This is a genomic window from Kitasatospora sp. NPDC030952 (assembly GCF_055571335.1).
Map to the genome: position 1 here is coordinate 311,414 of NZ_JBVIFM010000004.1, position 12,350 is coordinate 323,763.

The window sequence follows — 12,350 nt, forward strand, 5'->3', positions numbered from 1 at the left end:
GCGCGGGCGGGGGTCGACCACCCCCGCCCGCCCGTCTGTTTTCGGCCAACCCCGGCCACCCCCGGGGAGCCTCGCAGCGGCCGGGCCCTGGTGATCGGCGCGCGGGCCGGTCGATCGGCGCCGGTTCCGGTCAACCCGAACATTCGTTGCGTTGTGTACATGTCGCGTCACCCCTAGTGTCGGTGATCGCCGTGTGCGGGCCGCACACGGATCCCACCCGTACCCTCCGAGGAGCCCTGCCCGTGACCGACAGTTTCTCGCCCGTCAGCCCGACCGCGTACGTCGTGCAGCAGAACCAGGCCGGTGCCAAGCAAGTCACCGGTGACCCGATGGACTTCGCGGAGGCCAACCGGGGGTTGGTCGCCGCCGCCCGCAATCCCGTGATCGTCAACCGGGCCGGCAACGGGGTCATCTGGGACACCGATGCCTTCGAGTTCGTGCAGATGGACCGCCCGGACTCGGTGGCGGCGCCGGTGTGGCGGCTGGGGCAGCTGGACGGCGTCACGTCGGGGCTGTACCACGCGGCCGACGGCCTCTACCAGGTGCGCGGTTTCGATCTCGCCAACATGACCATCGTCGTCGGCACCACGGGCCTGGTGGTGATCGACCCGCTCGGCTCGTACGAGACGGCCCGCGCGGCCATCGAGCTGTACCGCGACTTCGCGAAGGAGAGCACCGGGACGGTCCTCCCGGTGCAGGCCGTGGTCTACACCCAGAGCGGCGTGGACCACTTCGGCGGCGTACGCGGGCTGTTCGGCGACACCGTGCCCGCCGACCTGAAGGTGTACGCGCCGGACGGGTTCCTCGCCGACGCGGTGCTGCGCCAGGTCACCGAAGGGGCACACAACGCCCGCCTCGTCGACTACGCCTACGGCACCCGGCTGGACGCCTCCCCGCGCGCACTGGTCGACTCCGACCTCGGCCGCACCGTCGCCATCGGTTCGCCGACCTTCCTCGCCCCCACCGACACGGTCGGCGGCCTGCTCCCGACCCCCACCGCCAAGGCCTCCTGGCCCACCTCCACCGGCATCACCTGGCAGGACGGGCTGTACGTGGTCGACGTGGCCGGGGTGCAGCTGGTCCTCCAGCCCGCGGGCGGGCACGCCTCACCGGCCGAGATGAACGTCTACCTGCCCGCACTGAAGGCCGTCCACCTCGCCGGCGACGGCCTGCTGGGCACCCCGAACAAGAACCGCGCCGACCTGCTGAACGCCGCCGTCACCGCCTTCGGCACCACCGCGCAGGTCGGCACCTGCGCCTACGGGCACCCGGTGTGGGACACGGACGAAGAAGGCAACAAGGGCCGGGTCTCCGCCTGGCTGTCCGCCCACCGCACCGCCGCCACCGCCGTACCCGACGCGGGCGCCGTCGCCCCGCTGCTCGCCACCCCCGGCTACCTGGACACCCCCTCCCGCACGGTGCGCGAGGTGTGGGCCCGGCTGACCGGCACCTCCCTCGGCGCCGCCCAACTGGCCGTCACCGCCAAGGCGGGCCTGCTCCTGCCGGGCAGCGCGGGCAAGGCGGTGGACGCCGCCCAGAAGGCGTACGACGACACGGTGCCGGACTACGCCAAGGCCGTCCTCCTGCTCGACCCGGTGATCTCCGCCTCCTCGATCCCGCTGGCCGTCCCGGACAAGACCGCCCAGCAGGCCCGCGCCCTGCAGTCCAAGGCCCTCACCCAGCTCGCCTACCTCGCCACCCAGGCCCGGCTGCGCAACGCCCTGCTGACCGCCGCCGCCGACGTCCTCACCCCGGGCACGGTGGTGACCCGCTTCGCGCAGACCGTCTCCGACCTGGCCGCCTACGCCAATCCGCTTAAGTAGGGCCGACCCGGCCGTACTCGGCCGGAGGTGCGGGCCGGGGCGCGGGGTGCGCCCCGGCCCGCGCCTCCGGATCCGCCGTCGACTGGTCCGGATGCCGCTCTGCGCGTGCAACGTGAGGGATCCGCGGCGACGTTGAGGAGATGAACACCGTCATCGTGCTCGAACCCGACACTCCGACCAATGTCCGGCTCCTCGGCCCCGACCATGAGCCGGCCGACCCGGAGAACCCCGTGCGCCTGGCGCACTCCGCCCCGGCGGACTACTCCGGCCTCTGTGGTCCGCTCACCCTGTGCGGCCTGGACGCCTCCGACATGACCGTCGCGCCGCACCGCACCACCGAGGACGGCCGGCCGTGGCCGTACTGGAACGCGTGCACGGCGTGCCACACCGCCGGGGAGGGCGCGGAGGGGACGGCCCCGGCCGCCGGCGACCCGGGCGCGTAGGCGCGTCCCCCCGGGCAGCGCGGCGGGCGTCCGCCACCGGGTTCACCAGGGGACGGTCCGGCCGAAGCGGTCCAGGTAGGCCAGGCCGGGCGTGCCCAGGCGGGAGAGCAGGACGTCCACCAGCAGGGGGACGGTCTCCTCGATGGTGAACGGCGCGTCCGGACCGCCCAGGGCGGTGCGGATCCAGCCCGGCGCCAGGAGGATGAAGGAGCGCCGCGTCCCACTGCGCCGGGCGGCGAAACTCCGCAGGAACATGTTCAGGGCCGCCTTGCTCCCCCGGTAGAGCTCGCGGCCCCCGGTCGTGTTGTTCGTGATGCTGCCCTGTCCGGAGGTCATCGCCCCGATGAGTCCGGCCGGGGGGACCAGGTCTTCGAGGGCTTCGATGACGCGCATCGGGCCGAGCGCGTTGGTGACCATCACCTCGATGAACTCGGCCGTCGGGACTGCGCCGACGGGCGTCCGCACATGGCTCGCGGTGCCCGCGTTGACGAAGAGCACGTCGAGTCGGCGGTGCGCCAGGCGTTCGCGCAGCGGGGGCAGGTGGGCGGGGTCGTTGACGTCGAGGTGCTCGACGGTCACCCGCCCGTCCGCCCGGTCCGCGAGCTCGTGCAGCGGCGTGCGGGCGGTGGGGTCGCGGACGGTGCCGACGACGTGCCAGCCCCGGTCGAGGAACTCCGCCGCCATCGCGTGGCCGAGCCCGCGGGAGGCCCCGACGATGAGTGCGGTCGGTGGGTGTTGTTCGGTACCAGCCGATGACATCCGGTGTCATCTCCGTTCTTCGCGTTCGTGCTTCGAGTCCGTGCTTCGAGTCCGTGCTTACGACGTCGTGCTCCGGAGTGTTCCGCCCGCACCGCGTCGCGGGCGAGCCACCGGCGCGTTTTCGTACGATTGCCCGCATGACCAAGGCGCTGATGACGGAATCCGCTGCGTTGCAGCCCGACGACGTACGAATCATCCGGGCGTTGCAGATCGCGCCGCGGGCCTCGTTCGCCGCGATCGCGGCCGCCCTCGGGCTGACCGAGGGCGGCGTCAACCGGCGGTACCGCCGCCTGCGCGCCGACGGGGTCATCCGGGTGGCCGGCATGGTCAACCCGGGCGCCCTGGGGCAGAGCAGGTGGCTGGTGCGACTGCGCTGCCGCCCGGGCAGTGTGGTGGCGATCGCCGACGCGCTCGCCGAGCGGGCCGACGTCAACTGGGTGGCCCTCGGCGCGGCGGGCTGCGAGATCACCTGCGCGACCCAGTCCCGGACCAGGGAACAGCGCGAGGACCTCCTGGGGCAGCGGCTGCCCCGCACGGCCGCGGTGCTCGACATCAATGCCTTCGCCGTCCTCCGCCAGTTCCTCGGCGGCCGCGGCCACTACTGGTCCGCCCTGCAGGGCACGCTGACCCCGCAGGAGGAAACCGCGCTGGGGAGCAGCGGGCCCCCCTTCACCGAGGCTCCGGTGGTCAGCCGCGAGCCGCTGCGGCTCACCCCCGAGGACGAGCGGATGCTCGACGTGCTCGCCGCGGACGGCCGTGCCAGTCTGGTCGATCTCGCCGCGGCGGCCGGCCTCACTCCGGGGCGCGTCGCACGGCGCCTCGAAGTCCTGCTCCAGCAGCGGGTCGTCCACATCGACGTGGAGATCGCCGCGGCGGCCCTGGGCTACCACGCGCGCGCGAACCTCTGGCTCCGGGTGCACCCGTCGGCGGTGAAGAGCGTGGGCCGCGCACTCGCGCAGGAGCCCGAGACCGCCTTCGTCGCGGCCGTCTCCGGCCCCTGGAACCTCCACGCCGTCGCGCACTGCCGGGATCTCGACGAGTTGTTCGAGTTCACGTCGGATCGCGTCGGGTCGCTGGCCGGCTTGCAGAGCATGGAGGTCTCCCCCGTGCTGAGGCACGTCAAGCAGGCCGGCACCCGGCTCGTCGACGACCGCCTCGTCGATCCGTCCGCCGCCCGCGCGCGGCGCTGAGCGGGCGGGGGCGCCTGCCGGGCCGTGCCCCGCCCCCCGTGGGTCTCAGTCGTGCCCGTCGGTGCGGCGCCGGCGGAGGGTGAAGGTGTCGACCGGGGTGAGGTCCCCGTACGGGCCGTCGAAGGTGTAGTAGGTGACCCGCATCGTGGTGGTGCCCCCGCGCCGGTCGCCGGGGTCGACCTCGAAGGCGGCGAAGCCATGGGTGTGGGTGCGGTCCTGGTAGGCGGCCCAGGGGGCGTCCTCGGTGAGCCAGACCGACTCCCGGTACGGCGCGCCCGGGGCGGGCTTGGGCTCCAGGCCCACGACCACCCGGCCCTGGGGGCGTTCGAACAGGTCGTCCTGGGTGGTGGCGGCGTTGCCCCCGGCGCCGATGATCATGTGGACGGTGCCGAGGCCGGTGTCGGCCACCCGGGGGTCGGTGCCGGTGGGCACCGGGGTGCGGGTGTCGTTCGGCAGGGTGCCGCGGACGGGGTGGGAGCGCTCGTAGTAGTGCTCGTGGCCGCTGACCACCAGGTCGACCCCGTAGGCGTCGAACAGCGGGCCCCAGGCCTCGCGCACGCCGAGGTCGCTGCCGGAGCCGTGCTTGGAGCTGGAGATCATCGGGTGGTGCATGCAGACCACGATCCAGTCGATCGCCCGGTTGCTCCGGGCCGTCCGCAACTCCCGCTCCAGCCAGCGCTGTTGGGCACCGCCGGAGTAGCCGCGCAGATACGTCTCGCCGGAGTTCTGGATGGCCACGTCGTCGTTGGCGAGGCTGATGAACCGCACCGAACCGACCGTGAAGGCGTACCACATGCCCCGGGTCTCCTGGTCGCGGTCGGCGGTGGAGTCGGGGAGGGTGAAGTAGGCCTGGTAGCCGGCGGCGCCGATCGGGCCGTTGCCGCTCTCGTTCTCGTGGTTGCCGGCGCAGGGCATCCAGGGGCGCAGCCGGGCCGAGCGGCTGTTGCTGATGAACCAGTCGGCCCAGGTGGCGGTGCGGCTCTGGCCGTGCCGGCCGCTGTAGGAGGCGTAGCAGAGGTCGCCGTTGACCAGGTTGAACAGCGGGCCGACGCGTTCCACGGCGGCGACGATGTCGGCGGCGTGCGGCGAGCCGATCTGGCTGCTCATGTAGACCGGGTAGTTGCCGAGCGGCGAGGGCATGCCCTCCGGGAAGACGAGGCGGCGGCGCAGGTTGGGGGTGGCCTGGTCGCCGAAGCTGGTGAAGGTGAAGGGGGTGCGGCCGCGCGGGGCGGTGGTGAAGCTGCCGGTCTCGGGGTTCGCGCCGTCGTGTCCGGCGCTGTAGAGGTAGGTGGTGGCCGGGCGCAGGCCGGTGAGCCGGGCGTGGTGGACGTACACCTCGTCCTTGCCGAGGGCGTCGCGGTAGCTGCGGGTCTCGGCCTCGACCACCGTGCCGGGGCCGCCGCCGGGCGAGCCGAGCCGGACCAGCGGGCGGCTGACGGACTGCGGGCTGATCCAGGAGACGGTCATCTCGCCGGCGGGGTCGGTGCCGAACTGGAGGTGCAGGCCGCTCACCGCGGGTGCGCCGACCCGGTGCGGGCGGGCCTGCAGCAGCGGGCTCGCCGGCGGGCCGGCCGCGCCGCCGTCCGCGCCCTCGTCCGCGCCGCCGTCCGCGTTGGCCGGAGCGGCGGGGGCGCCCGCGCCGACCAGGGCGACCCCGGCCGCCGACGTGCCCTTGAGAATGGACCTGCGTGCGATCGTCATGATGCTCCGTCTACCGAGTGGGGGTCGGATTCGCAGCACTGTAGCGGCATGTGCATGTAAAGACGACCCGTTTCGGGCCTATCTGACGGCCGGTTGACGGATCGTCCGGTCCGGCGAACTCCGGCGGCGGGGTGCCGCGCGGAGTGACCGGGATCACAGGGAACCCGGTGGGCCGGGCGGACAGGGATCGGTGTGGAACTTTCACAGCGGGCACGACTACGTGCCGGGGACCAGAGCGCACTGGCGGAGCTCTTCGACGCGCACGCCCAAGGCATCTACGGGTACGCCCTGCGGACCCTCGGGGACTGGGCGGCGGCCGAGGACGCCGTCTCGCTGACCTTCCTGGAGGCCTGGCGCCTGCGCGGCAAGCTGCGCGAGGAGGCCGAGGACCTGCGGCCCTGGTTGTTCGGCATCGCCACCAACATCCTGCGCAACACCGCACGGGCCGCCCGCCGGCACCGGGCCGCCATGGCCAGGCTCCCCGAGCGGGGGCCCGTACCGGACTTCGCCGACGAGCTGGTCGACCGGCTCGACCACGACTCCCGGCTGGCCGCCGTCCAGCGGGCCCTGGCCGGGCTGCGGCGGGGCGAACGCGAGGTCTTCCGGCTGTGCGTCTGGGTCGGCCTGGACTACGCCTCCGCCGCCGAGGCCCTGGGCGTCCCGGTCGGCACCGTGCGCTCCCGGCTGTCCCGGGCGCGCACCCGTCTGCGCCTCCTCACAGAACAGGAACTGACGATCTCCATGGAACTGGCCGTCGCCTCCGGACAGGTACCGGGCAGCCGCCCCGAGGCGGTCCGGTCGATGCGGGGGGGCCTCCGGTGAACGACACACCCGAGCGGCTCTCCGCCGACCGCCACCGAATGCTGAAGGAGCATCTGATGAGCGAGATCGCAGGGAACCCGGCCGTCAGGAAGCCGCGGTCCCGGCGGCGCCTGGGCTGGCTGGCGGCGCCGCCGCTGGTCGTCGGCCTCGCCGCGGCGACGGCCCTGATCATCCCGGGGCAGCAGGCGACCGGCGGTCGCACGGCGATCGCGCCGGCCAACGCCCCGGGCCGCTCGGGGCCGCCCGCGCCCTGCCCGGCGGGTGCGGCGGCGCCGAGCGCTTCGGCGAGCCCGACGGCCACCACGGCCGCCAGGGCCGCCACGACCGGCACCGCCGCGGCGGATCCGACGGAGCACCCGACCACCAAGGACCCGCTCCAGGAACTGGCCGAAGCGGCGGCGGCCGCGGCCGCCGAACCCGCGCCGGACGTCAGGGACGGCCAGTTCGTCCACACCCGGACGGTGGAGCGGATCGACGGCGGGTCGGCCTGCGTGCGCAAGGTCTGGAGCTCGGCCGACGGCAGGTCGGAGGGGCTGATCGTCGATCCGTGGCACGGGACGATGAAGCTCAGCGGCAACCGACAGGACGTGCCGCCGAGCCTCGCCGAGCCGACCTACCGGTACCTCGCGGCGCTGCCGACCGACCCGGACAAGCTGCTGCCGTTGCTCCGCGCCGGGGCCGGGAGCAGCAGCAAGGACCAGGACCTGGACCCGAACCTCGTCGCCTTCCGCGAGGCCGAGTCCCTGCTGACGACCCAGCTGATGCCCCCCGCGGTCGGAGCCGCGTTCTGCCGGACGGTCGCCACCCTCCCGGGCGTGTCCGTCGTGCCCGACGCCGTCGACCTGCTGGGACGGCACGGGATCGGGGTGACCGGCGAGGACGGGACGGACCGGGTGCAGCTGATCTTCGACCGGAACACCTGCGAGCTGCTCGGCGACAAGCGCGTCCGGCTCGTCGACACCTCGGCCCAGGGCGGCCTCCGGGCCGGCGCGGTCTCCGAGGAGGCCATCGTGCTGCGGACCGTCACCGACCGTGCGGGGCAGGAGACCGAGGGCTGACCTGCTCGCACAGCCACGGCGGGTGCGTCGGGCGGGTGCGTCGGAGCCGTCCGGAGCACCCGCCCGCGACACCCGACCGCGACACCCAGCCGCGACACCCGACCGGTCAGCGGAACGCGGCGACGTTGCGCGCGGCCCAGTCCGCGAAGGGGCGCGGGGCCCGGCCGAGGACCCGCTGCACGTCCGGGCTGATCCGCAGTTCGGCCGGGTTCGGGGCGCCGAGGATGTCCAGGGTGTCGTCGGCCAGCTCCGCCGGCATGGCCTGGCTCATGGCGGACTTGGCCTCCTCCCGGGTGAGTTCGTGGAAGGCCACGGGCGAGCCGAGGGCGGCGGCGATGGCCCGCGCCTGCTGCCGCGGGCTGATCACCTCGGGGCCGGTCAGCTCGTACACGCCGCCGGTGTGCCGGTCGTCCAGCAGGCAGGCCGCCGCGACGGCGGCGATGTCCGCCGGGTCGACGACCGGTACGCCGACATCGCCGAACGGTGCGGCGACGAGCCGGTGGTCACGGACGGACTCGGCCCACCACAGGGCGTTGGAAGCGAAGCCGCCCGGCCGCAGCACCGCCCACTCCAGGCCGGAGCCCCGCAGGGTGTCCTCCAGGCCGCGCATCGCGATCCGGGTCGCGCCGAACGGCCTGGTCACCACGCCCTGGCTGGAGAGCAGCACGACCCGGCGCACCCCGGCGGCCGCGGCCTCGCCGATGAGCTCGGCCGGATCGGCCTCGGTGGAGTGGAGGTCGCCCGAGAGCAGCAGGAACAGCGCCTTCGCCCCGGCCAGCGCGGGCCTCAGCTCGGCCGGACCGGACAGGTCGGCCGCCAGGTGGCGGACGCCGTCCGGCACCGCCGCCGCGCGCCGTGACACCGCCGTCACCTGCTCGCCCGCCTCGGCCAGCGCCTGGGTCAGCGGCCGTCCGATGTTTCCGGTCGCCCCGGTCACCACGATCATGATCAGCTCCTCGTCGGATGTCGTCCTCTGATGGCCCTCACGCTAGAAGTTCGGACTAACTCTTCGTAAGGACATACCTCTGGGTAAGCTCATGACGTGACAGAAGGCTTCCAGCACAGCCCGGTCGGGACCATGGGCCGGTATGACGTGTTTCACACCGACTGCCCCGCGCGGAACGTGGTCGACCACGTGACCAGCAGGTGGGGCATCTGGGTGCTGATCTCCCTGCGCCGCCACGACCTCCGGTTCTACGAGCTGCGCGAGAGCATCCAGGGCATCAGCGAGAAGATGCTCGCCCAGACCCTGCGGGTGCTGGTCCAGGACGAGTTGGTCTGGCGGAAGGTCGAGCCGACGACGCCGCCCCAGGTCAGCTACGGGCTCACCGAGTTCGGCCGGGAGGTCGGCGAGCCGCTGACCGAGCTGTTCGACCGGATCACCCGGTGGCTGCCCCCGCGCGACGCGGACTGAAGCGGACCCGGACACGCCCCGGCCCCGGCGGCCGGGGCTCCGCCGGGGCCGGGGCCGGGGATCAGGGGCACTGCTTCCAGGCGAGGTGGTAGGTGGTGTTGATGCTGCCGTCCGTCGAGTCCATCGTCATGAAGCTGGTGGTGTGGGCCTGGTCCGAGGTCCCGGCGGCGACCCGCAGTTCGGTGTTGATGTTGAAGTTGCGCTCCTCCCCGCAGGGGGCGAAGACCAGGGCGGCGACGTCGACGGTGTCGGTGGCCTGCCAGTTGTCGTCCGTGGGGCCGTCGAAGCGGTGGCTCTGGTAGGCGGTCTCCGGGTCCCCCTGGAAGTAGTAGCTGGCCCGTTCGATGCCGCTCGCGCCGTTCTCCAGGTGGGCGAAGCCTCGGTAGTCGGCGGAGGCGATGGCGTAGGTGAAGCCCTGGGGGACGTGCACCCGCAGGTCGAGCTGACAGTTCTTCCGGAAGTCGGTCGGCCTGGAGCCCACTCCCACCTGGGCGAGGTAGCTGCTGTAGGTGACGGTGAAGGCGGTGTTGTCCGGTGAGACGGCGACGGCGGCCGTTCCGGCCGGGCAGCCGGAGCCGTTGACGGTCGCGACGTCGATGACGATCCGGTCCGGCGGGGTCGGCAGCGCGTCGCCGCCGAAGGTCGAGGAGCCGACCAGGGTGGCGGCGACGGCGGCGCCGACGGCCAGGGTGCGGAGCAGCATGGGCTTCCCCTTCGATCGTCCGTGGAGCCGGGAGGCGGCGCGGCGCCGGTCCGGGCGCACCGCCCGCTATCCTCGGCTTGTTTTGACGTGGATATGTCAGCACATCGAGCGCGCCGTGTACAGGGGGTGACACATGGTCACCGGATCCGGCCCGACGGCCCCCCGGGTGACCTGCGGGCGTGGGGCGGACGGCCGGCGGATCGGCGGCCCGCATAGTCGGAGGGTTGATCACACCGTCCGATCGTGAGACGAGCCGACCATGCCACTGCCCCGCCGGCGGACCGCCGTCACGGCCCTCGCCCTGCTGCTCGCCCTCCCCGGCTGCGGCGCCCCGCAGCCGCCCGGGCCACCGGCCCCCGCCACCCCGAGCCCGAGGCCGACCCCGACCCCGACCCCGACCGGCCCACGCGCGTTCACCCTGGTGGCCACCGGCGACGTCCTCCCGCACACCGAGATCATCCAGCAGGCCAAGGAGGACGCCGGCGGCACCGGCTACGACTTCACCGCCATACTGGCCGGCGTCAAACCGCTGATCAGCGGCGCCGACCTGGCGATCTGCCACATGGAGACGGTCTACGGCGCCGACGGCGGCCCGTACACCGGGTACCCGGCGTTCAAGTCCCCGCCACAGGTCGCCAAGGCCCTCGAGGACGCCGGGTACACCGCCTGCGACACCGCCTCCAACCACACCCTGGACGACGGCCCGGCCGGCATCCGCCGCACCCTGGACGCGATGGACGCCGTCGGCCTCGCCCACACCGGCTCCGCCCGCACCGCCGAGGAGGCCGGGCGGCCCGCGTTGCTGCACGCGGGCGGCGCGACCGTGGCCCAACTCGCCTACACCTACGGCACCAACGGCATCCCGCTGCCCCCGGGCGAGCCCTGGGCCGTCAACCTGATCGACCGGGACCGGATTCTCGCCGACGCCCGCGCCGCCCGGGCGGACGGCGCGGACCTCGTGGTGGTCAGCATCCACTGGGGCACCGAGTGGCAGGACACCCCCAACGAGCAACAGCTCACCCTGGCCCGCGAACTGTCCGCGGCCGGCCAGGGCCCGGGCCGCCCCGACGTCGACCTGATCCTCGGCACCCACGCCCACATCCCGCAGGCCTACGAGAAGCTCGGCGACACCTGGACGGTCTACGGCCTCGGCGACCAGCTCGCCGGCCACATGTTCCGCTACGACGGCGCCGAGGACCCGCGCGGCAACTGGAGTTCGATCGCCCGCTTCACCGTCAGCCCGCCGGCCGGCCCCGGGCAGCGGTGGACGATCGGCCGGGCCGAGTTCGTGCCGCAGATCACCGACCTCGGCCCGCCCTACCGAGTGCTCGACCTGCGCGAGGCCGTCCGCCGCGACCCCGGCCGCGCCGACTGGTCCCGGGCGCTGGAGCACATCCGCACGGTGCTGCTCAGCCGGGGCGCCGGGGCGGCCGGGCTCACCATGGCGCAGTGACGGCCCATCAGCTAGGCAGCCGGTCGGCCGATCAGATCACGATGACCCGGCGGCCACGGGTGTGGCCGGCCTGACTGTCGATGTGCGCGGCCGCCGCCTCGGCCAGCGGGTAGCAGGCGTCGACCGGGATGTGCAGCCTGCCGCGGGCGATCAGCTCGGCGGCCTCGGCCAGTGCCGCCGGTACGCTCCCGGCCACCCCGGAGAAGCGGACGCCGTGTTCGGGCGCGCCGAGGTCGGCGATGGAGACCACCCTCCGCGGATCGCCGGTCAGTTCGACGAGTTCGCGGATCACCCCGGCCCCGGCCAGGTCGAGGGCGGCGTCGACCCGGCCGAGCCGGCGCACCCGCTCCACCCAACCCTCGCCGTACGTGGTGGCGGTGGCGCCCAGGCCGCGCAGGTAGTCCTGGTTCGCGGCCCCGGCCGTGCCGATCACCGCGATGCCGCGCTCCCGGGCGACCTGCAGCACCGCCGACCCGACGCCGCCGGACGCGCCGCTGACCAGCAGGGTCTGCCCGGGCAGCACCCCGACCTCGCGGATGACGCGCAGCGCCGTCTCCACCACGGAGGGGTATCCCGCCGCCTCCTCGAAGGTCAGGCCCTCGGGCATCCGGGCCCAGGCGGACAGCACGGCGAACTCGGCGTAGGTGTCGGCGCCTTCGCCGAACACGTGGTCGCCGACCGCGACACCCTCGACCCCCTCGCCCACCTCGTCCACCACCCCGGCGGCGTCCAGTCCGACGCCGGCCGGCAGCCGGATCGGATGGGCCCCCAGCACCTGGCCCTCGCGGAGCCGCCAGTCCACGGGATTCACACCCGCCGCCCGTACAGCGACGCGGATCCGGCCGGGGCCCGCATGGGGCTCCTCGGCGTCGATGAGGTGCAGGACGTCCGGGCCGCCGAACGCGGCGAAGCTCACTTTCTTCATGCGCCAGACCGTAACACTAACGGTTAGGGTTTTGAAACGGTTGCATTTTACTCCCTGGT

Annotated in this window: 12 protein-coding genes; 7 read left to right on the forward strand and 5 right to left on the reverse strand. The window is 73.7% G+C overall.

Going from position 1 to position 12,350, the window contains the following annotated elements; translation table 11 throughout:
* Positions 1-242 precede the first annotated feature (242 nt).
* Positions 243-1,823 carry an alkyl sulfatase dimerization domain-containing protein gene (locus ACZ47G_RS11055; RefSeq protein WP_465741192.1) on the forward strand — a complete coding sequence of 527 codons (1,581 nt, stop codon included), beginning with the start codon at positions 243-245 and terminating at the stop codon, positions 1,821-1,823.
* Positions 1,824-1,963: 140 nt separating this feature from the next.
* A complete protein-coding gene (locus tag ACZ47G_RS11060) occupies positions 1,964-2,266 on the forward strand; it encodes a hypothetical protein (protein WP_465741194.1) in 303 nt (100 codons plus the stop codon).
* Positions 2,267-2,308: 42 nt separating this feature from the next.
* Here ACZ47G_RS11060 and ACZ47G_RS11065 read toward each other — a convergent pair whose 3' ends face one another.
* Positions 2,309-3,025 carry an SDR family oxidoreductase gene (locus tag ACZ47G_RS11065; protein ID WP_465741196.1) on the reverse strand — a complete coding sequence of 239 codons (717 nt, stop codon included), beginning with the start codon at positions 3,023-3,025 and terminating at the stop codon, positions 2,309-2,311.
* A gap of 137 nt (positions 3,026-3,162) precedes the next feature.
* Here ACZ47G_RS11065 and ACZ47G_RS11070 point away from each other — a divergent pair, with 137 nt between their 5' ends.
* Positions 3,163-4,215 carry an Lrp/AsnC family transcriptional regulator gene (locus tag ACZ47G_RS11070; protein WP_465741198.1) on the forward strand — a complete coding sequence of 351 codons (1,053 nt, stop codon included), beginning with the start codon at positions 3,163-3,165 and terminating at the stop codon, positions 4,213-4,215.
* A gap of 45 nt (positions 4,216-4,260) precedes the next feature.
* On the opposite strand, the gene ACZ47G_RS11075 is transcribed toward ACZ47G_RS11070, so the two are convergent.
* Positions 4,261-5,916 carry a purple acid phosphatase family protein gene (locus ACZ47G_RS11075; RefSeq protein ID WP_465741200.1) on the reverse strand — a complete coding sequence of 552 codons (1,656 nt, stop codon included), beginning with the start codon at positions 5,914-5,916 and terminating at the stop codon, positions 4,261-4,263.
* Between the two features lie 192 nt (positions 5,917-6,108).
* Between ACZ47G_RS11075 and ACZ47G_RS11080 the strand changes: the two genes are divergently transcribed.
* Entirely contained in the window at positions 6,109-6,738 is a 630-nt protein-coding gene (locus tag ACZ47G_RS11080) for an RNA polymerase sigma factor (RefSeq protein ID WP_465741202.1), read from the forward strand.
* Positions 6,739-6,794: 56 nt separating this feature from the next.
* The gene (locus tag ACZ47G_RS11085; RefSeq protein WP_465741204.1) at positions 6,795-7,796 is read left to right on the forward strand and encodes a CU044_5270 family protein; all 1,002 of its coding nucleotides are present in this window, start codon (positions 6,795-6,797) and stop codon (positions 7,794-7,796) included.
* A 106-nt stretch (positions 7,797-7,902) separates the two neighbouring features.
* On the opposite strand, the gene ACZ47G_RS11090 is transcribed toward ACZ47G_RS11085, so the two are convergent.
* On the reverse strand, positions 7,903-8,742 hold the full coding sequence (locus ACZ47G_RS11090; RefSeq protein WP_465741206.1) for an SDR family oxidoreductase: 840 nt from the start codon (positions 8,740-8,742) through the stop codon (positions 7,903-7,905).
* Between the two features lie 96 nt (positions 8,743-8,838).
* On the opposite strand from ACZ47G_RS11090, the gene ACZ47G_RS11095 reads away from it, so the two are divergent.
* Positions 8,839-9,210: a winged helix-turn-helix transcriptional regulator gene (locus ACZ47G_RS11095; protein WP_465741208.1), complete on the forward strand. Its 372-nt coding sequence runs from the start codon at positions 8,839-8,841 to the stop codon at positions 9,208-9,210.
* Between the two features lie 61 nt (positions 9,211-9,271).
* Here the strand turns inward: ACZ47G_RS11095 and ACZ47G_RS11100 are convergent, their stop codons facing one another.
* Positions 9,272-9,913: a DUF4360 domain-containing protein gene (locus ACZ47G_RS11100; RefSeq protein ID WP_465741210.1), complete on the reverse strand. Its 642-nt coding sequence runs from the start codon at positions 9,911-9,913 to the stop codon at positions 9,272-9,274.
* A 259-nt stretch (positions 9,914-10,172) separates the two neighbouring features.
* Between ACZ47G_RS11100 and ACZ47G_RS11105 the strand changes: the two genes are divergently transcribed.
* The gene (locus ACZ47G_RS11105) at positions 10,173-11,366 is read left to right on the forward strand and encodes a CapA family protein (protein WP_465741212.1); all 1,194 of its coding nucleotides are present in this window, start codon (positions 10,173-10,175) and stop codon (positions 11,364-11,366) included.
* Between the two features lie 31 nt (positions 11,367-11,397).
* On the opposite strand, the gene ACZ47G_RS11110 is transcribed toward ACZ47G_RS11105, so the two are convergent.
* Positions 11,398-12,291 (reverse strand): NADP-dependent oxidoreductase, encoded by an 894-nt coding sequence (locus tag ACZ47G_RS11110; protein WP_465741214.1) that lies wholly within the window; start codon positions 12,289-12,291, stop codon positions 11,398-11,400.
* Positions 12,292-12,350: the final 59 nt, after the last annotated feature.

What these genes read in the sequence shown, in the direction of transcription:
- ACZ47G_RS11105 (WP_465741212.1), top strand. Translation starts at nt 10,173, where the DNA reads ATGCCACTGCCCCGCCGGCGGACCGCCGTCACGGCCCTCGCCCTGCTG.
- ACZ47G_RS11065 (WP_465741196.1), bottom strand. Translation starts at nt 3,025, where the DNA reads ATGTCATCGGCTGGTACCGAACAACACCCACCGACCGCACTCATCGTC.
- ACZ47G_RS11085 (WP_465741204.1), top strand. Translation starts at nt 6,795, where the DNA reads ATGAGCGAGATCGCAGGGAACCCGGCCGTCAGGAAGCCGCGGTCCCGG.
- ACZ47G_RS11090 (WP_465741206.1), bottom strand. Translation starts at nt 8,742, where the DNA reads ATGATCGTGGTGACCGGGGCGACCGGAAACATCGGACGGCCGCTGACC.
- ACZ47G_RS11110 (WP_465741214.1), bottom strand. Translation starts at nt 12,291, where the DNA reads ATGAAGAAAGTGAGCTTCGCCGCGTTCGGCGGCCCGGACGTCCTGCAC.
- ACZ47G_RS11060 (WP_465741194.1), top strand. Translation starts at nt 1,964, where the DNA reads ATGAACACCGTCATCGTGCTCGAACCCGACACTCCGACCAATGTCCGG.
- ACZ47G_RS11100 (WP_465741210.1), bottom strand. Translation starts at nt 9,913, where the DNA reads ATGCTGCTCCGCACCCTGGCCGTCGGCGCCGCCGTCGCCGCCACCCTG.
- ACZ47G_RS11070 (WP_465741198.1), top strand. Translation starts at nt 3,163, where the DNA reads ATGACCAAGGCGCTGATGACGGAATCCGCTGCGTTGCAGCCCGACGAC.
- ACZ47G_RS11075 (WP_465741200.1), bottom strand. Translation starts at nt 5,916, where the DNA reads ATGACGATCGCACGCAGGTCCATTCTCAAGGGCACGTCGGCGGCCGGG.